The following is an 18,527-nucleotide window of genomic DNA, read 5'->3' on the forward strand; positions in this document are numbered from 1 at the left end:
CGGCAAACTCTGGCAACACCGCGGCCATGTGGTTGACGCGGGGCCGGCGAGCTGATCACGACGACGACGCTCGGCGCACGGGCGGGCTTCATCCTGCTGTGGCTCGTCTTCTTCTCCACCCTGGTCAAGGTGGCCGTGCAGGTTGAGATGGCCCGCTACGCCATCGTGACCGGCGAGGGCGGGATGGAGGGCTATGCCAAGGTGCCCCCGCGGATCGGGGGCCAGGGCTGGCCCTTCTGGGCCTGGGCGGTCATGGCGATCGCCAAGCTCAGCTAGACCGGAGGGTTGATCGGGGGGATGGCGGCTGTGCTGTCCATCCTCATGCCGGTCCTGGGTGAGCCGCTCAGCGTCGGGTCCCTCACCCTGTGGGCGATCGTCGTCACCCTGGTCGCGATCGTGACCCTCTACTCGAACAACTACGGACTCATCGCGGATCCCCGGCTGCGCGGCGGCCGGTTCGCCTCCGTGGCCCTGTGGGTGAGCGCCATCGCGATCATGGCGCTCGGGGTCTACTCGATCGTCCAGGTCTTCAGCGACTGAGCCTCGCCGGGCCGACCGGGGGCGACCTCAGGCGACAGGGAGGCTCGGGCGTCGCAGGCCCGGCACAGGCGCAGGGCGTCCACCGGCAGGGTCTGTCGGTGGCCGCTGTCAGGCTCTGTCCTGCAGGGCCCGACCACGACGACGACGTCGCGGCGGTGACGTGAAGGAGCAGGGATGAAGAGCATGGGGAAGGTGGGCGCGCTCGCGAGCAGCGCGCTCGCACTGGTGATGGTGACCGGCTGCGGTGGGTCGGACGCGCCGGAGGCGGCCGCGCCGGCCACCGTGACGGTGACGGCGGACGACAGTGGTCTCGCCGCGCAGGTGCAGCGGGCCGAGGCGGCTGAGGCCGACGCCACCGAGCAGGCGGAGAAGGCGACGCAGGCCGAGCAGCGTGCTGCTGAGGCCGAGTCGGAGCTCGAGGCCGTCAAGACTGAGCTCGCGGCCGTGGAGGAGGAGCTGGCGGCGGCGCAGGAGGCGCTGGCGGTCTCCGAGGCTCAGGCGGCCGAGGAGATCGCGGCCGCACCGGATGAGGAGCCGGCGCAGGACGACGCCGGCGAGGACGCGACGGACGGCGGGTCGAGCGGGGCGATGACCCTGGCCCAGGAGAACGCCGTGCGCTCCGCGCGGTCCTACCTGGACTTCACCGCCTTCTCGCGCAGCGGCCTGATCGACCAGCTGGAGTTCGAGGGCTACTCGACGCAGGACGCCACCGTGGCCGTCGACAGCCTGGACGTCGACTACAACGAGCAGGCGGCCAAGGCGGCGCAGAGCTATCTGGACTTCACCGGGTTCTCGCGCACGGGCCTCATCGACCAGCTGGTCTTCGAGGGGTACACGCTGGAGCAGGCGACCTACGGGGTCGACCAGGTCGGTCTCTGACGGGCCTCGTCGGCAGGTCGTGGGCGTGCTTCCGAGGGTCAGGCGGTCCTGAGCGCCGACTCGATCGCCTCGATGACCGTCGGGTCCGTCGGCTCCGTGCGGGGGCGGAAGCGGGCGAGGGGCGTGCCGTCGGCGTCGACCACCCACTTCTCGAAGTTCCACTGCACGTCTCCGGCCTCACCGTCGGCGTCGGGCACCTGGGTCAGCTCGGCGAAGACGGGGTGACGGCCCTCGCCGTTGACGTCGACCTTGTCCATCATCGGGAAGCTCACGCCGTAGGTGGCCGAGCAGAACTGGGCGATCTCCTCGTTGGTGCCCGGCTCCTGCCCGCCGAACTGGTTGCAGGGGAAGCCGACCACGGTCAGGCCGCGCTCGGCATACTCCTCCTGCAACTGCTCCAGCCCGGCGTACTGAGGGGTGAGCCCGCAGCGGGAGGCGACGTTGGCGATGAGCAGGACCCGACCGACGTGCTCGCCGAGCGTCGTCGGGCGACCGTCGAGGGTGGTCAGAGGGATGTCATGGAGAGTCACCCGCTCACTTTAGGCACGTGACCGGGCGGCACGCGGCGGCATACAGTCACCTCATGAGCGCCCCCCAGCCCGCGGCCCGCATCATCCTCCTCACGCCGGCCGGGATGGACGACGTCACGTGGCTCGCCTCGGACGTATACCGCGAGCACGTGCAGGTGGTCTACGTCTCGGACGACGTGCCGAACACCGGGCCGGTCGAGACGCTCGCCGAGGACCTCGGGGTGCCCTGCCGCAGCGGTCACGGGCTGCTCTCCGACGGGTCGGACGCGCTGGCGGGCATCGCGGACCGGCACCGGGGCGAGACGGTGGTCGTCGTGCGCGGCGGGTCGGCCGCGGAGCCGCTGCTGATGCAGGTCGACGGAGACGGCTCGAGCGTGCGGCCGCTGCTGGACGAGGACGGCTGAGTCAGGCCGTCTGGCGCGTCCACGGCGCGCCCGGTGGGGGTGTGTCGGTGGTGTCTCGTACATTTGTCCTATGGGGGAGAGATGGGACGGGGAGGTGGCGCGGCTGACCGCGGCGCAAGTCGCTTCGGGCCGGTTCGCTGAGGCGCTGGGCTCGCGGTTGCCGGGGGAGCGGGTGGTGGGGTGCCTGCGGCAGGCGGGCCGGGAGGCGACGATCGCCGACCTGGCGGCGCGGGAGGTTGCGCTGGTGCAGGACACCGAGCTGCGCTCGGGTCTGGAGGCTGTGGCCACGGTGGCGTCGGCGTTGGAGCGGGCGCGGGTGCGGTTGGCGTGCGAGGCCGCGGCGCGGGGGTTGCACACGGCTGAGGGCATGACCCTGGCCGACTGGTTGAGCTTGCGCTGCCCCGACCTGGGCCGGCCGGTGCTGCACGACCTGGTGCGGGTGGCGCAGGCGGGGCAGGATGGTGTGCACGCGCCGCTGCTGGAGGGGGTGCTGACGGGGGGTATGCCGTTGGCGCGGGCAGCCACGCTGCACCGGGCGCTGGCCCGGGTCCGCACCGCGTTGTCCCCGACCGACTACGTATCCGCGGTGGAGCTGCTGACCGACGCGGGGTGCAACCCGGTCTTCGATGACCGGGACATCAGGAAGGTCGTGGACCAGCTGGTGCGGGTGTGCCTTCCGGAGAAGCACCACGAGGAGCGGGCACGGGCGCAGCGGCAGCTGCGGGACGTGCACGAGTCGTCGTTGGCGGACGGGTCGGTGAAGCGGATCATCTGGACCTTCGGGGACGACGCGGACTACGAGGCGGTGCGGGCGGTCCTGACCTCTCCGCTGGCCGCACCCGCGACCCAGGAAGAGGTCGAAGCCACCGGTGAGCAGGACCGGCGCACGCCGGGCCAGCGCCGGTATGACGCGTTGCTGACGGTGGTCCGTCGTGGGGTGGCCGGGTCGCAGGGTCAGCCGACGACGGCGAAGGCGACGTTGTTGGTGACGATGGACCTGGAGACGTTGCAGCGGTCGCTGGCGGAGTCCGGTGGGGTGCTGCCGGGGTGCGGGGCCACCGTCGAGGGCGGGACGGTGTCCGCGGAGGCGATCCGGAGGCTGGCCTGCGAGGCTGATCTGATCCCGGTGGTGCTGGGCGGGCCGAGCGAGATCGTGGACCAGGGGCGGCGCAAGCGGTTAGTGACCCCTGGGCAGCGGGTGAGGTTGGCGGTGCGGGACGGTGGGTGCACGATCCCGGGGTGCACTGTGCCCGCGACGTGGTGCGACGCGCACCACATCGTGCCCTGGGCCAACGGTGGCCGCTCGGACCTGGACAACTACGCGTTGTTGTGCGAGCGGCACCACACCTGGGTGCACGAGCGCAACCTCACCGCGGTCGTCACCGCCCACGGTGTCCTCTGGTTCCTGCGATGACCCCGCCCCGCACCCGGCCCACCACGGGCCGGGCCACCGGCATGCCCGCGAGCAGCGTCGATGCCTCTGCGCGGGCCGGCGTTGTTAGAGCGGCCAGTTCCCCATCCGGAGGTGTGCCGCACGTCACAGGGACATTCCTTCGCCGGGGTCTGTCGCGCGGGAGGACACTGGAGTCAGGACCTCAGGTCCGGGGTCCTACCGCACGATGAGGTGCGTCATGACGACCACATCCACCACCCGCCGTCCGGTCGACCACGCCGGCCACGACGTGCGCAACGCCTGGCTGAGCGTGCTCCTGCTCCCGATCGCCTTCGTCCTGGCCTTCCTCATCGGGGAGGGCCTCATCGGCGTCCTCGGTTATCCCGTCGGCGACACGGCCGGCACCCCGCCGTTGTGGGCCATCCTCGTGGCGACCATCCCGGCGCTGCTGGTCTTCTGCGTGCCCGCCTTCGTCTCGACCTGGTTCGCACGTCGAGCTGCCTCCCACGGCGACCGCCGCGGGTGGGTCCCGGCGATCCTGCTGGCTGTCGTCGCGCTGGGCTTCATCGCGACGAACCTGCTCGCCGGACTGGCCCAGTCTCAGATCGCGTGAAGGCTTGCTGCAGCCTGTTCCGCGGCCGACCCGCATCACCGTCGCGGTCGACAACCGCCTGTCCTGGCAGACGATCCCGCCGGGCTGGGTCGAGCAGACGGAGGCCGGCGCACGGCAGCGCTCCTTCCACGACTTCTTCAACTACGCCGGCCTGCACCGCCCCGTGCTGCTCTGCTCCACACCGGCGGTGCACGTCAGCGACGTCACCGTCCGCACCGACCTGTCCGGGTCCACCGGCACGGTCGGGTATGCCGTCACGGTCGCGGGCGGCGAGGCGCAGGTCCGCGTCGAGCTGAGGGACGCCGAGGGTCGCGTCGTCGCGTCCGGCGCGGGGAGCGAGGGTCTGCCCGCTCGACGTCGTGGACGCGTGCGAGGCGGCCGTCGGGGCGCACCGGTGGAACGTCGCTGACTTCCAGACGGGGCCCGCGTTCACCCGCGCCGACGGCAACAAGAAGGGCCTCTTCACCCGCGAGCGCCGCCCCAAGGCCGTCGCCCACCTGCTCCGGCAGCGGTGGCGAGCCCTCGACCGTCCGCTCGACGGCTGACGGGTGCCGGGACGTGGAGGAGGGCGGGCGCGTCGGCACCCGCCCTCCTCACGTGGTCGCGTCCCTGGGTCCGTCAATAGAGCATCTGCGGCACGAACAGGATGATCTGCGGGAAGATCGAGAACAGTGCGATCGCCACACCCAGCACCCCGACGTACGGCGCGGAACCCAGGAGGATCTCCTTGAGGGGCACCTGCGGCACGATCCCCTTCAGGACGTAGAGGTTGAGACCCACCGGCGGCGTGATGAGCCCCATCTCCATGTTGATCGTCATGATGATGCCGAACCAGATGGGGTCGAACCCCAGGCCCAGGATGAGCGGCAGCAGGATCGGGGTGGTCATGACAATGATCGACACGGGCGGCAGGAAGAAGCCCATGACGAGCAGGATGATGTTGATCAGCAGCAGCACGACCCACCGGTTGAGGTCGGCGTCGGTCACCGCGGCCGCGAGGTCCTGAGGCACCCTCAGGTAGCTGAGGACCGTCGCGATGACCGCCGAGAAGGCCGTGATCAGCAGGATCATGGTGCTCTGGTTGGTCGACTCGAGCAGGACGTCGAGCAGCTGGCGTCCTGTCAGACCCCGGTAGATCAGGGCCACCAGGACGAAGACGAGCAGGACACCGATGGCGGCCGCCTCGCTCGGGGTCGCGATCCCGCGGTAGAGCACGATGAGGATCATGCCGATGAGCACCGCGAAGGGCAGGGTCTTGGCCAGGCTCCCGAAGCGGTCGGCCCAGGTGTATCTCCTGCTCTCCGGGGCTGCGTGCTTCATGCCGCCCCAGCCGAGGTCCTTGCGGGGCTTGCGGTCCTCCATCGTCTGGGCGATGTAGACCCAGATGCAGAACATCACCGCGATGATGATGCCGGGCACGACGCCGGCAGCGAAGAGCTGGCCGATCGACTGCTCGGCGGCGATGCCGTAGAGGATCAGCGTCACGCTGGGCGGGATGAGGATGCCCAGCGTGCCGCCGGCGGCGACCGCACCCGTGGCGATCCGTGCCGAGTAGCCCCGGGCCGCCATCTCGGGGACGGCCACACGGCCGATCGCCGCGGACGTCGCCGGGGAGGACCCGGTGAGCGCCGCGAAGAGCGTGGACGCGGCCACCGAGCTCATCGCCAGCCCGCCCCTGATGCGGGACAGCCACGCCTCACCGGCCTCGAAGAGCTGCTTGCTGGCCTGGGACCCGCCGAAGAGGTTGCCCATGAGGACGAACAGCGGGATGGCCAGCAGGCCGAAGTCGTTGACCGAGTCGAAGACCATCTTGCCGAAGAGGTCGAACTGGCTGGGGCCGAGGAAGAGCAGGATCGAGGCGAGGGCCGTGATGGCCAGCGCGAAGGCGATCGGCATACCGGTCATGAACAGGACCATGGCGATGAGGCCGATGATCCCGCCCTGCACGAGGGAGTTCAGGTCGCTCATGTCGTGGGCCTCCGGTCGTCGTCGGGGTCGAGGGGCTCGGACCGGTGTGCGAGCCGGTCGGGGTGCAGCTCCTCGTCGAGCTCGATCTCCGACTGCACCTGCGCGAGCTCGCTCGTGCCGCGCATGAGCGAGACCTCCGACAGCGGGATCCGCCCGGCCAGGCCCATGAACCCCTCGGCGATCATCGCGAGGTACTGCAGCGCCACCGCCAGCATCCCCGCCGGCAGGATCGCGTAGGCGATCCACAGCGGGAAGCGGAAGGCGGTGGGGGAGCGGTGGTCGTAGAGGTAGGCCTCGTGCCAGGTCTGGTAGGACGTCCACATCACCACGAGGACGACCGCCAGGCAGGCGAGGGCCGTGATGATGCGCACCACGAGCTGCGGGCGCGTCGGCACCCGGTCGATCAGCAGGTCGACGCCGACGTGGGCGTGATGGCGCAGTCCGTAGGCGGCGCCGACGAAGGTGACGAACATCAGGAGGTAGACGGTCGTCTCGGTCTGCCAGACCGTGGGTTGGCGCAGGAAGTAGCGGACGAACACCGCGTGGGCGGTGACGAAGGTGGCGACGACCAGGGCCAGCGCCGACAGGTAGCCGGTCAGCTCCGAGAGCCACCCCACCGCCCGGACGACGAGCGGCGCCCGTCGCCCGGGGGTGGCTGTGCGCTCGGCCGTGGTCATCGTCCCTCGCGCAGCTTCAGCGCCAGGTCGAGCAGCTCCTGACCGCCCTCGACGTCCTGGGCGTAGGCGTCCCACTGCTCCTCGGCGAGCGGCATCCACGCCTCGTAGTCCTCGTCGCTCATCGTGACGACCTCCACGCCCGCGTCCTGGAAGATCTTCTCGACCCTGGCGTCGTCGGCGCGGGAGGCCTCGTAGGCGTACTCCTGCAGGTCCTCACCGACCTGGACGACGGCCTCCTGCTGCTCGGCGCACAGCTTGTCGAAGGACTCCTGGGAGATGATGAGCGGCTCGTACATGAACCAGAAGGTGTGCGTCGTCGGCGAGGTGTAGGAGTCGACCTGCTCCTGGAGGTTGTAGGACGCGAAGGAGCCCGTGGAGGTGACGGCGGCGTCGAGGACCCCGGTCTGCATGGCCGTGTAGATCTCCGAGCTCGGCAGCGAGGTGATGCCCGCCCCGGCCGACTCGAGCATCCGCTCGACATAGGTCCCGGCGGCCCGCATGGTCATGCCGCCCTGGACGTCGTCGGGGCGCAGGACGGGCTCGCCCTTGACGCCGATGGCGCCGGCGTTCCACACGTTCGTGAGCAGGACGACCCCGTTGTCCTTCATCGACTGCTCGACAGCCTCACCGATCTCGCCCTCGTCCCAGGCCTGGGTCTCGTCGTGGTTGCGGACCAGGCCGGGCATGAGGGTGATCGACCACTCCGGCACCCGCCCGGAGGCGTAGTCGAGGGGGAAGACCGACATGTCGATCGAGCCGGTCATCATGGCGTCGTACTGCTCGGTCGCCTTGGACAGGGTGCTGTTGGGGTAGACCGTGGCCGTGACCTGGCCGTCGGTGGCGCTGTCGATCTCGTCGGCGAAGCGCTGGGCGATGATCGAGCGGAAGTCACCGTCCTCGTCGTCCTCGCTGGTCGGCTCGGGCCACTGGTGGGACAGGCGCAGCTCCACGTCGGAGCACTCGGCGGCTGCCGCGCCCGCCCCGCCGGCCGTGGCGCCGCCGCTCGCGTCGGCGGCGTCGTCGTCCGCGGTGTTGCCGGAGCCGGGGGCGCCGCAGGCGCTCAGGCCGAGCGCGAGGGCGAGGGTGAGGGGCAGGAGGGTGGTGCGGCGGGTTGTCATCAGAGGTGCTCCTTCGCAGGTGATGGATAGCTGTTCAGAGGTATGTGGTGGGTCTCGGCCCGCAGTGCCCGGGCCGCAGGTGGTGGTCGGCGTGTCAGCGGATCCTCCGGTATCTGTCGTGGCGGGTCGCCATCCGCTCCGAGGTGGGGACGGGCAGCAGCTCGCCGAGGTGGGCACCGACGGCGCCGACCACGCGGCGGCTGAACGCCGCCGGCTCCTGGGAGGCGTCAGGTCGCTCGGCGACGATCTCGTCCACCGCGCCGAGGGTGAGCAGGTCGACGGCACGGATCCGGTGCGCCTCGGCCATGTCCGGCGCCCGCTCGGCGGTGCGGTGGACGATCGCGCTGGCGCCCTCCGGCGGGAGCGGGGCGATCCACCCGTGCTCGGCGCACACCGTCCGGTCCGCCGGCATGAGCGCCAGGGCGCCACCACCGGTGCCCTCGCCCAGGATGACGGACACCACGGGCACCTCGACGCTCGCCAGGGCCGCGAGGCACCGGGCGATCTCGCCGGCCATCCCGCCGTTCTCCGACTCGGTCGACAGGTCCGCACCCGGGGTGTCGATGACCGTGAGGAGCGGGAGGCCGAGCTCCTCGGCGAGCTGGAATCCCCGCTGGGCCACCCGCAGCGCGCGGGGACCGAAGTAGGCCTCGCGCTGGGCCTTGCGGTCTTGACCGACCAGCACGCAGGAGAAGCCGGGGAAGCGGGCCAGCCCCATGATGACGGTGAGGTCCGACTCGCCCGAGCCGGTCCCGCGCAGGGGGATGAAGATCTCGGCACCGTGGTGCAGGAGCTCGCGGAGCCCGGGCCGGTCGCGACGCCGGGTGGCCTGCACCGACGTCCAGGCAGCACGGGCGGAGAGCCCGGCGAGGTCGGGCGGGGAGCCGTGCTCACCGTCGGGAGCCTGGTCACCGGTGAGCACGCGGAGGGCGTCGATCGCGACGGGGCGCAGACCGGCGAGGGGGACGACACCGTCGATCACGCCGCGGCGGGCGAGGTTCTCGGCGACCTGGACACCCTCGGGGAACGGCTCCCCGTGGATGATCTCCCGCACCCGGGGCCCGAGGAAGCCGATGAGAGCTCCGGGCTCGGCGATCGTCAGGTGGCCCAGCGACCCCCACGAGGCAAGGACCCCGCCCGTGGTGGGATCTCGCAGGTAGACCAGGTAGGGGAGCCTCGCCCGACGGTGGGCGGCCACGGCCTGGCCGATCTTGACCATCTGCAGGAAGGCCGGTGTGCCCTCCTGCATCCGCGTGCCGCCCGAGGACGGGGACGCCAGCATCGGCAGCCCCTCGGCCGTGGCCCGCTCGAAGGCACGGGTGAGTCGCTCGCTTGCCGCCCCGCCCATCGACCCGGCCAGGAAGGAGAAGTCACCGGCGGCCACCGCCACCCGGCGGCCGTCCAGCCTCCCCTCACCGGTGAGGACCGCCTCGTCCACCCCGCTGCGCTCCCGCGCCCGCGCCAGCTGCGCGGCATACTCCGCGTCGGGGTCCGGCTGCTCCGGCTCGACGTCCCACGAGAGGAAGCTGCCCTCGTCGAGGACCTCCGTGAGGACCTCACGCGCACCGAGCCGAGGCATGTCAGCCCTCCAACCAGGAGCGGACGGCGGCTCCGTGCTCGTCGAGCAGCGGCGGGCTGGCGTGCCCGGGGGGTGGTCTCGGACCCGTCCGGGCTGAAGAAGCGCAGCGGCGGCCCGGGCAGCTCGACCGACCCGAGTGTCGGGTGATCGACCTCCACGACAAGACCCTGGGACCGGGTCTGGTCCCACTCGTAGACCTCCTGCAGGGTGCGCACCCTGCCCGCGGGCACCCCGGCCGTCGCGAGCCGGGCCAGCAGCTCCTCCCCGGGGATCGTCGCGAAGGCCTGCTCGAGCACCTCGATCACCCGGGGCCGGTGGGCGACGCGCTCACCGTTGGTCCGCATCCCCTCCGCCTCGGGGTCCAGGCCGAACTCCTCGCACAACCGGCGCCACAGGCTCTCGTTGCCGCAGGCCACCTGGACGGCGCCGTCCGCGCAGTGGAACAGCCCGTAGGGCGCGATCGAGGGGTGGTGGTTGCCCTGCGCCTGCGGGATCTCGCCGGCCACGGTCCAGCGCGTGCCCTGGAAGGCGTGCACCCCGACGATCGAGGCCAGCAGCGAGGTGCGCACGACCTGCCCCCGCCCGGTGCGCTCGCGCTGCAGGAGGGCGGCGAGCACGCCGTAGGCGCCGTACATCCCGGAGAGGAGATCGCCGATCGGCACCCCCACCCGTTGCGGGTCGTCCGGGCCCGATCCGGTCAGGGACATGAGCCCCGCCTCGCCCTGGGCGATCTGGTCGTAGCCGGCGCGGCCGCCCTCGGGTCCGTCGTGGCCGAAGCCGGAGATCGACAGCACGACCAGGCGCGGGTTGAGCTCGGCCAGGTGGTCGGGCGGGAAACCGAGCCGGTCCAGGGTGCCGGGACGGAAGTTCTCCATGAGGACGTCGGCGCGGCGGACCAGCTCGGTGAGGACGGCCCGGCCGTCGTCGGACTTGAGGTCGAGGGCGATGGACTCCTTGTTGCGGTTGCAGGACAGGAAGTAGGTCGCAACGTCGGCGCCGTCCGATCCGGGAACGAACGGCGGTCCCCAGGAGCGGGTCTCGTCACCGCCACCGGGGGTCTCCACCTTGATCACCCGTGCACCCAGGTCGGCCATCATCATGGAAGCGTGGGGTCCCGCGAGGGCCCGGGTGAGGTCGACGACGACCGTCCCGGACAGGGGACCGTGGGTGCCGCCGGTGGTGTCCGCAGGGGGCGAGGCGGCCTCAGACTGTGTCACAGATCACTCTTTCCTCGTGGCTCAGTGGCCTAGCCAATAGCCCACTGAGGGGGGTTGTCAATAGGATCGGGCCATGACGTCGTCCATCGGGCCCCCTGTCCCGGAGCGATCCGTGCCCTCCCCGGCACCCGGGCGCCTGCGTCGCCCGAGGTTGTACGAGCAGATCGTCGAGCAGCTGCTGGGACACATCCAGGACGCCGGGCTGGGCCCTGGCGACAGGCTGCCGCCGGAGCGCGAGCTCGCCCAGTCGCTGGGGGTGAGCCGGGCGTCGCTGGCCCAGGCGCTCGTCGCGCTCGAGGTCGTGGGGCAGGTCACGGTGCGTCACGGGGAGGGCGTGGTGGTCACCGGTGACGTGGCCCCGGAGCGTGCTCTGCTGGACGCCCTGCGGGACCACCGCGACACGCTCCCTGCCGTCATCGACGCCAGGTCGGCGCTGGAGACCAAGCTCGCCCAGCTGGCGGCGGAGCGCCGCACCGAGGAGGACCTGGCGGCCATCGATGCCGCGGTGGACCTCATGGAGCGGCAGCTCACGGCCGGCGAGCGCGGGCTGGAGGGTGACCGGGCCTTCCACGAGGCGGTCACCGCCGCGGCGCACTCCCCGGTCCTGGCGCGGCTCATGACCGAGATCAGCGCTCTCATCCTGGAGACGAGGATCGAGTCGCTGTCGCAGCCCGGTCGCCCGCAGAACTCGTTGGCCATGCACCGGGAGATCACCGAGGCCATCCGCAGGCAGGACCCGGTCGCAGCGGCGACCGCCATGTCCCACCACATCACCGTCGTGTCCGACGTCGCGCTCCTGCGAGACCAGGACGAGGAGGCCGTGTCATGAGCGACCGTGTCGAGCAGAAGCTCGCCCACCTGGACCAGGAGACCGACCGGCTCCTGCGGACCTGCCGCGGGTTGGCGGCGGCCGACGCCCACCGGGACACGCTGTGCGAGGGCTGGGACGCGGCGCACCTGCTCAGCCACGTGGCGCGGAACGCCGAGGCCCTGAGCAACCTGGTCCTGTGGGCCCAGGACGGCGTCGAGCGGGAGGCCTACACCTCGCCGGAGCAGCGCGAGGCCGACATCGAGGCCGGGGCGGCCCTGCCGTGGGACCGGATCGTCGAGGACGTCGAGGTCACCGCCGCGCGTTTCCGGGAGCTGGCGCAGTCGCTGACCGGCCCCGCGGGCGATGCCGAGGTGAGGACCCGGACGGGCAACGTCGTGCGGGGCCACCAGGTGATCTCGATGCGCATCAACGAGGTGGTCCTCCACCACGTCGACCTGGCCGCCGGTCACGACGTCGACGACAGCGACCCCGGGTGGCTGGGCCGCACCCTCCGGCAGGGTGCGCAGCGGTGGGACGCCCTGCCTGACGCGCCCTCCCTCACCCTGGTCCCCGAGGGGTTGGACCCCGTCCCGATCGGGGGCGGCGGGCCGGTGGTCGCCGGGACGCCGGGGGAGCTGCTCCTGTGGCTGGCCCGCGGTCGGGACACCGGGCTGCGGACCGAGGTGGAGCTGCCCACCCCGCCGCCGTGGGCCTAGAGGCCCGGGCGGCGGGGCTCAGGCGGGCAGGACGTAGCCCCACATGAGGGCGAAGTGCAGGGCGGCGGCCAGCATGACCAGCAGGTGCCACAGCTCGTGGAAGCCGAAGACCCCCGGCCACGGGTTGGGACGCTCGAGCACGTAGACGACGAAGCCGACGCTGTAGACCAGGCCGCCGCCGGCCAGCAGCGCCAGCCCGCCCAGGGGGAGCGGCTGGTCGGACAGGACCAGGGCGACGGGCAGCCACCCCAGGGCGATGAAGAGGGTGTTGGTGACGTACTTCGGCAGCTGCCGCCAGACCGAGCGCAGCACGATGCCCAGCGCCGCGATACCCCACACGGTGCCGAGCACGGCCCAGCCGAAGGGGTTGCGGTACAGGACGAGCACCATCGGCGTCACCGTGCCGGCGATGAGGAAGAAGACCGAGGTGTAGTCCAGGGTGCGCAGCACGTCGTTGACCCGCTCGCCGCGGTCGAGGCCGTGGTGCAGGGTGCTGGCGACGAAGAGGGTGATGAGGGAGGCGCCGTAGATGGAGAAGGCCACGATCCGCCACGGGTCGCCCTGGGTCGAGGCCTGCGTGACGAGCAGGGCGGTGCCGAGCACGGCCAGGACGGACCCGGCCAGATGGGAGACGGTGTTGACGCGCTCGTCCGTGACGTGGATGCTGCCGTCCCGGCTCAGTGCTGGTCCCTGCGGCGTCCGGCCGTGCTGCGTCTGCTCACCCACCCGACAAGTCTCGCATCCAACCGGCGCGGCTCAGCGCCCCCGGTCCGCCGCGCGACACGCGTTTGTCGACAATCCATGTCATCATCGCCGATATGGCACTCAACGGCGCAGGCACCCTGACCGAGCAGGTCTACGTCGGCATCCGGCGCGACATCGTGGGGGGTCGGCACCAGCCGGGCGCCCCGCTGCGCCTGGCCCCGCTGGCCAAGCAGTTCGAGGTGAGCACCGCCGTCGTGCGCGAGGCCCTCATCCGGCTGGCGGAGCGGCACCTGCTCGTGCTCGCCCCCAACCAGGGCTTCCGGGTCGTCGACATCTCCCGTCAGGACCTGCTCGACCTCACCGAGATGCGCGTCCTGCTCGAGGGGCTGGCGCTGCGCGGTTCCGTGGAGAAGGGCGACATGGACTGGGAGGCCCGGGTGGTGTCCACCCACCACGTCCTCGCCCGCACGCCTTTCATGCGTGAGGACGGCGCCGGCTCCACCGACGAGTGGGCCACGGCCCACAACGCCTTCCACGACGCCCTCGGCGCCGGGTGCGGCAACCGCCGCCTCATCGACATGACCCACATGCTGCGGGACAGCTCTGAGCTCTACCGCCAGCTGTCGGCCAAGGCCCCGACCGAGCAGTCCCGCGACGTGGCGGGGGAGCACCGCCGGCTCATGGAGCTCGCCGTCGCGCGCGAGGCCGACGAGGCCGTCGCGGCGCTGACCGACCATCTGCAGCGGACCAGCGACGTCCTGCTCGAGCACGTCCTCGTGGACTGACCCCCTACCTCGACCGACCCCCTACCTCGACCGACCCCCTACCTCGACCGACCCCCTACCTCGACCGACCCCCTACCTCGACCGACCCCCTACCTCGACCGACCCCCTACCTCGACCGACCCCATACCTCGCCCGGAGCCGCCGACCACCCCCGGTCGGCGGCTCCGTCGCGTCCCCGACAACCGTGTGCCTCATCTCACAGAGACAAGATTGTCGAAAATCTCTTGACGTGATGATGATCCTCGCCTAGCGTCCTTCCCATCGGGTCGGCACGGCCGCCGCCGGGTCCCCGCGCTCGAAGGAGAGTCCTCATGACCGAGAAGTCGGTGTACGCCACGAACCCCAAGCAGCGTCCGATCACGGCCCCCAAGCTGCACCACGCCACCTTCATGACCCTCGAGATCGACCCGATGGTCGGTGGTACGAGCTGGTCTGCGGGATGCAGCCGGTCTACTACGCCGAGCACGCCGCCTGGCTGACCAACGACGAGGCCAACCACCGCATCGCGCTGCTGCGCCTGCCCGGCACCAAGGTGCCGGTCGACAAGCCGCACACCGCCGGCCTGCACCACACCGCGTTCGAGTACGGCTCCCTCGACCAGTGGCTGGACAACTACGTCCGGCTGCGGGACCTGGGCATCACCCCCACGTCAACCTCCACCACGGCATGACGATGTCGATGTACTACGTCGACCCTGACGGCAACGGCGTGGAGATCCAGGTCGACGTCTGGGGCGACTGGCTGGTGTCCAAGGAGTGGATGTGGGCCTCCCAGGAGTTCGCCGCCGACCAGATCGGCCCGCAGTTCGACCCGGAGAAGCTGGTCGAGGCGCGTCGCTCGGGCATGTCGGTGGACGAGATCCAGAAGCGCACCTACGCCCGGGAGTTCCCGCCCGCGCAGGAGGCGGACGTCCGCTTCCCCGACGTCTGGACCTCCCGCGTCGAGGACCAGCCCGAGCTGGCCGACGGCGTGCCGGACGTCGCCCAGGGCACCCTGCCCACCCACTGACCCGCCCCGCACCCCCTACCCCTGCAGCAAGGAAGAGGACGACGATGAGACTCGCCAACCGCAACGGACGGGCGGTGCTCCTGCACGACGGGAAGGCCCTGGACGTGGAGAGCGCCTCCGGCGGCCGCTTCGGCCCCGACCCGATGAGCCCCTGGGCCGACTGGGCGGCGTTCACGGCCTGGGCCCAGGAGGCCGACCCGACCGCGGGGCAGGAGTATGACGAGTCCGAGCTGGGTGCGCCGGTGCCGGCGCCGCGGCAGATCTTCGCGATCGGGCTCAACTACAAGGACCACGCCGACGAGGCCGGCCTGGACTACCCCGACAACCTCGTGGTCTTCACCAAGTTCCAGTCCTCCCTCGCCGGCCCCACCGCCGAGGTGCCCGTGCCCGGCGACACCGTGGACTGGGAGGCCGAGCTGGTCGTCGTCGTGGGCCGGGAGATCCACGACGTCGACGAGGAAGAGGCCCTGGCGGCCGTCGCCGGCTACGCCGTGGGTCAGGACTTCAGCGAGCGCACCGTGCAGCGTCGGCCCCCGGCCCCGCAGTTCAGCCTCGGCAAGTCGTTCCCGGCGTTCGGCCCCTTCGGCCCGGCGGTCGTCACCCCGGACGAGCTCTCCGACCCCGGCGACCTGCGGATCACCTGCGTCATCGAGGGACCGACCGCCGCGGCGCAGACCGACGGCGGCGACACGTGGACGGCCCAGGACGGGACGACCAAGGACATGATCTTCTCCTCGGCGCGCATCCTGTCCGACCTGTCGCGGGTCGTGACCCTCTACCCCGGCGACGTCGTCTTCACCGGCACCCCGGCCGGCGTCGGCATGCCCCAGGGCATCGCCCTGCAGCGCGGAGACGTCGTCACGACGACCATCGAGGGCCTCGGGTCGCTGCGCAACCGATGGTCTGAGCCCACCCCACCTCCAGCCCCAGCAGATCAAGGGAGATCGCATGCACCAGACCGTCGAGGTCGACGTCGTTCTCGTCGGGTACGGCCCGGTCGGGCAGTACCTCAGCCTCCAGCTCGCCCGCCAGGGGTGGAGCGTGGCCGCCGTCGAGCGGTGGCCCAGCTTCTACCCCCTCCCGCGCGCCGTCCACCTCGACGACGAGGTCGCCCGTCTGCTCCAGCGGGCCGGGATCCGGCCCGACACCAACCCGGTCATCGACCCCTACGACGACTTCTACACCTGGCGCAACGCCGACATGGAGGACCTGCTCCGCCTCGACTGGCGGGGCAAGGGACGCTGCGGCTGGAACACCGCCAACTTCTTCCACCAGCCCGACCTGGAGCGCGAGCTGCACTCCCTGGTGCAGGCGGAGGAGAAGGTCCAGGTCTTCCACGGCTGGGAGGTCGTCGGGACGGCGGAGGACGAGTCGGGGGTGACCCTCACCGCCCGGCGGATGCAGGAGTCGGTGACGTCCGATCCCGAGGACACCCGGACCTTCCGCGGCCGGTACGTCGTGGGTGCGGACGGGGCGAACAGCTTCGTCCGCAGGCAGATGGGTGTGGAGGTGCACGACCTGGGCTTCGAGTTCGACTGGCTCATCGTCGACCTCGTGCCGGACGAGCCGATGACCTTCGACCCCCCGGCGTGGCAGTGGTGCAACCCGACCAACCCGACGACCGTGGTGCCGGGCGGTCCCGGGCGGCGCCGGTGGGAGTTCATGCGGATGCCCGAGGAGACCATCGAGCAGATGAACACCCCGGAGTATGCCTGGGGCCGCGTCGCCGAGTGGGGTCTGACCCCGGAGAACGCGAGGCTGGAGAAGCACGCCGTCTACACCTTCCGGGCCCAGTGGGCGGACTCCTGGCGCCAGGGCCGGCTGATCCTGGCCGGCGACGCGGCCCACCTCATGCCGCCCTTCGCCGGGCAGGGTATGTGCGCCGGGCTGCGTGACGGCGCCAACCTCGGCTGGCGGCTGGACCGGGTGCTCTCCGGAGCCTCGCCCGACGCGCTGCTGGACAGCTACGGCCCCGAGCGCACCAGCCACGTCCGCTACTTCATCAACTTCTCGATGGGCCTGGGCCACGTCATCTGCATCTCGGACCCGGAGGTCGCCGCCGGTCGGGACGCCGGCATGAAGGCCGCGCTCGAGGACCCCAGCCTGGCGCCGCCGCCGGAGGCGCCGCCGCACCTGGAGGGTGGGGTCCTCGGCTTCCACCCGGCGGCGGGCTACATCACGCCGCAGGGACGGGTGTCCCACGTCGCGACGACCGGCCTCTTCGACGACGTCGTGGGCTACGGCTGGACGGTGCTGAGCACCCGCCCTGAGGTCGTGCACGCCGTCAGCCCCGACATGCGGCAGTGGCTGGAGGAGAACGGCGTGACGGTGCGCACGGTGGGCGGTGAGGGCCTGGACCTGCAGGACCTCGACGGCACCTACCGCGACTGGTTCGCCGAGCTGGAGACCGAGGTCGCGGTCATCCGCCCCGACTTCTACCTCTACGACGCCGTCCCGCTCGCCGGGCTCGACCAGACCCTCCAGCGGCTGCGCGAGCAGCTCGCCGGCGGTGCCGTGGCCACGCCCGCCGCGACCCCGACGGAGGGTGAGGTCGCTGCGGCCGACGCCGTCGCCGAGGTCGCCGGGTGACACCGGCCCCTCCTGCCGGTCCGGACGTCCGGGTGGGCGTGCACGACGCGCTGTGCGCCTACCTGGACGCGGTGGACGCCGGGACCTCGACCGGCTCGAGGCGCTGATGGAGCACGCCACGGTGGTCCTGCCCACCGCCAGGCTCACGGGCGGCAGGGCCGTCCGCGAGGCCTACGCGCCGCTGCTGCGGCAGCCCGGGCCGGACGGCCGTCGGCACACCAAGCACCACCTCACCAACGTGGTGGTGAGCGGCCCCGACGCCGACGGCCTCGTCACCCTCGAGGCCTACTACCTCGTCCTGGAGGCGGGGGAGGACGGGCCGCGGACGACCAAGAGCGGCCGTTTCCGCGACCTGCTCGAGCCGGGGGAGAGCGGCTCCTGGCGGATCCGCGAGCACCACGGCCTGCCCGACCTCTGAGTCAGCCCCGGTCGGAGGACGCGGACGGTGCGGGCACCGCTGAGGTGCCCGCACCGCAGACCCGCCCCAGCGGTCAGAACCCACCGAGCTCGCGGATCATGCCGCCCATCTGCTCCTGCAGCTGCGGGCTGCCGGCGCGGCCGAGGAGGTCGAGCGCACCCTCGAGGACCAGGCCCTCGTAGGGGGAGCCGACCTTCTCCAGCGGGTTCTCCCGGCCGTCCGCCCACGGCCACGGACCCGGCCAGGGCCAGGGCCACGGCCCGGGGGGCCAGGGCCACGGGCGCGGCCACGGCCACGGCGGGCAGATGTCGATGAAGTCCGCCACCGCGACGAGCGCCTCGGTGCGGGCCGTGCGGCTGAGCTTGTCGGCGGGCGCCGCGCGCATCGCCTCCGACGCGACCGTCGCCAGCCTGGCGACCACGTCCGCAGAGGCGACCTGGGCCACCTGGTTGACGATCGTGGTCGCGACGAGCGCGTCCAGCTCCTTGACGAAGCGCGCCCTGATCAGCAGCTGCCACGGCACCTTGTCGGCACCGGGGAAGTCATCCTGCGTCCACATGTCCTGCCCCTTCCTGGC

Annotated in this window: 23 protein-coding genes and 2 pseudogenes; 17 read left to right on the forward strand and 8 right to left on the reverse strand. The window is 71.7% G+C overall.

Annotated features, from left to right (window positions below; translation table 11 throughout):
* The first annotated feature begins 96 nt into the window (after positions 1–96).
* From E3Z34_RS18180 to E3Z34_RS18190, 3 genes are all read left to right on the forward strand, one after another.
* Positions 97–276: a hypothetical protein gene (locus tag E3Z34_RS18180; protein ID WP_238695462.1), complete on the forward strand. Its 180-nt coding sequence runs from the start codon at positions 97–99 to the stop codon at positions 274–276.
* 30 nt (positions 277–306) lie between these two features.
* Positions 307–540, forward strand: a complete 234-nt coding sequence (locus tag E3Z34_RS18185; RefSeq protein ID WP_202977044.1) for a hypothetical protein — start codon at positions 307–309, stop codon at positions 538–540.
* Between the two features lie 174 nt (positions 541–714).
* On the forward strand, positions 715–1,419 hold the full coding sequence (locus tag E3Z34_RS18190; protein ID WP_202977045.1) for an Ltp family lipoprotein: 705 nt from the start codon (positions 715–717) through the stop codon (positions 1,417–1,419).
* Positions 1,420–1,457: 38 nt separating this feature from the next.
* Here the strand turns inward: E3Z34_RS18190 and E3Z34_RS07175 are convergent, their stop codons facing one another.
* A complete protein-coding gene (locus E3Z34_RS07175) occupies positions 1,458–1,949 on the reverse strand; it encodes a glutathione peroxidase (protein ID WP_134773057.1) in 492 nt (163 codons plus the stop codon).
* A 53-nt stretch (positions 1,950–2,002) separates the two neighbouring features.
* Between E3Z34_RS07175 and E3Z34_RS07180 the strand changes: the two genes are divergently transcribed.
* The 5 genes from E3Z34_RS07180 (at position 2,003) to E3Z34_RS07200 (ending at position 4,904) form a co-directional block, all read left to right on the forward strand.
* Positions 2,003–2,353: a hypothetical protein gene (locus tag E3Z34_RS07180; protein ID WP_134773058.1), complete on the forward strand. Its 351-nt coding sequence runs from the start codon at positions 2,003–2,005 to the stop codon at positions 2,351–2,353.
* A gap of 70 nt (positions 2,354–2,423) precedes the next feature.
* Positions 2,424–3,767, forward strand: a complete 1,344-nt coding sequence (locus E3Z34_RS07185) for an HNH endonuclease signature motif containing protein (protein ID WP_238695401.1) — start codon at positions 2,424–2,426, stop codon at positions 3,765–3,767.
* Positions 3,768–3,984: 217 nt separating this feature from the next.
* Positions 3,985–4,359 carry a hypothetical protein gene (locus E3Z34_RS07190; RefSeq protein ID WP_134773059.1) on the forward strand — a complete coding sequence of 125 codons (375 nt, stop codon included), beginning with the start codon at positions 3,985–3,987 and terminating at the stop codon, positions 4,357–4,359.
* Positions 4,360–4,363: 4 nt separating this feature from the next.
* The gene (locus E3Z34_RS07195; RefSeq protein ID WP_134773060.1) at positions 4,364–4,768 is read left to right on the forward strand and encodes a hypothetical protein; all 405 of its coding nucleotides are present in this window, start codon (positions 4,364–4,366) and stop codon (positions 4,766–4,768) included.
* Positions 4,719–4,904, forward strand: coding sequence for a glycoside hydrolase family 2 TIM barrel-domain containing protein (locus E3Z34_RS07200; protein ID WP_134773061.1), 186 nt, complete (start codon positions 4,719–4,721; stop codon positions 4,902–4,904). Before E3Z34_RS07195 ends, E3Z34_RS07200 begins: the two co-directional genes overlap by 50 nt.
* Positions 4,905–4,977: 73 nt before the next feature.
* Here E3Z34_RS07200 and E3Z34_RS07205 read toward each other — a convergent pair whose 3' ends face one another.
* The 5 genes and pseudogenes from E3Z34_RS07205 to E3Z34_RS07225 form a co-directional block, all read right to left on the reverse strand.
* The gene (locus E3Z34_RS07205; RefSeq protein ID WP_238695402.1) at positions 4,978–6,327 is read right to left on the reverse strand and encodes a TRAP transporter large permease; all 1,350 of its coding nucleotides are present in this window, start codon (positions 6,325–6,327) and stop codon (positions 4,978–4,980) included.
* Positions 6,324–7,004 carry a TRAP transporter small permease subunit gene (locus E3Z34_RS07210; protein ID WP_134773062.1) on the reverse strand — a complete coding sequence of 227 codons (681 nt, stop codon included), beginning with the start codon at positions 7,002–7,004 and terminating at the stop codon, positions 6,324–6,326. Before E3Z34_RS07210 ends, E3Z34_RS07205 begins: the two co-directional genes overlap by 4 nt.
* Positions 7,001–8,122, reverse strand: a complete 1,122-nt coding sequence (gene dctP / locus E3Z34_RS07215) for a TRAP transporter substrate-binding protein DctP (protein ID WP_134773063.1) — start codon at positions 8,120–8,122, stop codon at positions 7,001–7,003. The genes E3Z34_RS07210 and dctP overlap by 4 nt, the downstream gene beginning before the upstream one ends.
* A gap of 94 nt (positions 8,123–8,216) precedes the next feature.
* Positions 8,217–9,701 carry a carboxyl transferase domain-containing protein gene (locus E3Z34_RS07220; RefSeq protein WP_134773064.1) on the reverse strand — a complete coding sequence of 495 codons (1,485 nt, stop codon included), beginning with the start codon at positions 9,699–9,701 and terminating at the stop codon, positions 8,217–8,219.
* A 1-nt stretch (position 9,702) separates the two neighbouring features.
* Positions 9,703–10,858, reverse strand: a pseudogene (locus E3Z34_RS07225) (CaiB/BaiF CoA transferase family protein).
* Between the two features lie 133 nt (positions 10,859–10,991).
* Between E3Z34_RS07225 and E3Z34_RS07230 the strand changes: the two are divergent.
* Positions 10,992–11,747, forward strand: a complete 756-nt coding sequence (locus E3Z34_RS07230) for a FadR/GntR family transcriptional regulator (protein ID WP_134773065.1) — start codon at positions 10,992–10,994, stop codon at positions 11,745–11,747.
* The gene (locus tag E3Z34_RS07235) at positions 11,744–12,445 is read left to right on the forward strand and encodes a maleylpyruvate isomerase family mycothiol-dependent enzyme (RefSeq protein ID WP_134773066.1); all 702 of its coding nucleotides are present in this window, start codon (positions 11,744–11,746) and stop codon (positions 12,443–12,445) included. The genes E3Z34_RS07230 and E3Z34_RS07235 overlap by 4 nt, the downstream gene beginning before the upstream one ends.
* 18 nt (positions 12,446–12,463) lie before the next feature.
* Here the strand turns inward: E3Z34_RS07235 and trhA are convergent, their stop codons facing one another.
* Positions 12,464–13,171, reverse strand: coding sequence for a PAQR family membrane homeostasis protein TrhA (trhA, locus tag E3Z34_RS07240; protein ID WP_134773067.1), 708 nt, complete (start codon positions 13,169–13,171; stop codon positions 12,464–12,466).
* Positions 13,172–13,263: 92 nt separating this feature from the next.
* On the opposite strand from trhA, the gene E3Z34_RS07245 reads away from it, so the two are divergent.
* The 7 genes and pseudogenes from E3Z34_RS07245 to E3Z34_RS07275 all read left to right on the forward strand — a co-directional run bounded on the left by E3Z34_RS07245 (position 13,264) and on the right by E3Z34_RS07275 (position 17,950).
* On the forward strand, positions 13,264–13,935 hold the full coding sequence (locus E3Z34_RS07245) for a GntR family transcriptional regulator (RefSeq protein WP_134773068.1): 672 nt from the start codon (positions 13,264–13,266) through the stop codon (positions 13,933–13,935).
* A 311-nt stretch (positions 13,936–14,246) separates the two neighbouring features.
* A complete protein-coding gene (locus E3Z34_RS17645) occupies positions 14,247–14,414 on the forward strand; it encodes a hypothetical protein (protein ID WP_158288631.1) in 168 nt (55 codons plus the stop codon).
* The gene (locus E3Z34_RS07250; RefSeq protein WP_134773069.1) at positions 14,375–14,605 is read left to right on the forward strand and encodes a VOC family protein; all 231 of its coding nucleotides are present in this window, start codon (positions 14,375–14,377) and stop codon (positions 14,603–14,605) included. The genes E3Z34_RS17645 and E3Z34_RS07250 overlap by 40 nt, the downstream gene beginning before the upstream one ends.
* Positions 14,602–14,943, forward strand: coding sequence for a hypothetical protein (locus E3Z34_RS07255; protein ID WP_134773070.1), 342 nt, complete (start codon positions 14,602–14,604; stop codon positions 14,941–14,943). The genes E3Z34_RS07250 and E3Z34_RS07255 overlap by 4 nt, the downstream gene beginning before the upstream one ends.
* Positions 14,944–15,086: 143 nt before the next feature.
* A pseudogene (locus E3Z34_RS07260) lies at positions 15,087–15,782 on the forward strand (fumarylacetoacetate hydrolase family protein); the annotation flags it as partial.
* A 109-nt stretch (positions 15,783–15,891) separates the two neighbouring features.
* Complete coding sequence (mhpA, locus tag E3Z34_RS07265; protein WP_134773071.1) at positions 15,892–17,532, forward strand: bifunctional 3-(3-hydroxy-phenyl)propionate/3-hydroxycinnamic acid hydroxylase MhpA; 1,641 nt, start codon at positions 15,892–15,894, stop codon at positions 17,530–17,532.
* 106 nt (positions 17,533–17,638) lie between these two features.
* Positions 17,639–17,950 carry a nuclear transport factor 2 family protein gene (locus E3Z34_RS07275; RefSeq protein ID WP_134773072.1) on the forward strand — a complete coding sequence of 104 codons (312 nt, stop codon included), beginning with the start codon at positions 17,639–17,641 and terminating at the stop codon, positions 17,948–17,950.
* 73 nt (positions 17,951–18,023) lie between these two features.
* On the opposite strand, the gene E3Z34_RS07280 is transcribed toward E3Z34_RS07275, so the two are convergent.
* Positions 18,024–18,509: a hypothetical protein gene (locus E3Z34_RS07280; protein ID WP_134773073.1), complete on the reverse strand. Its 486-nt coding sequence runs from the start codon at positions 18,507–18,509 to the stop codon at positions 18,024–18,026.
* Positions 18,510–18,527 lie beyond the last annotated feature (18 nt).

This window comes from Ornithinimicrobium flavum (genome assembly GCF_004526345.1).
GTDB lineage: Bacteria > Actinomycetota > Actinomycetes > Actinomycetales > Dermatophilaceae > Ornithinicoccus > Ornithinicoccus flavus.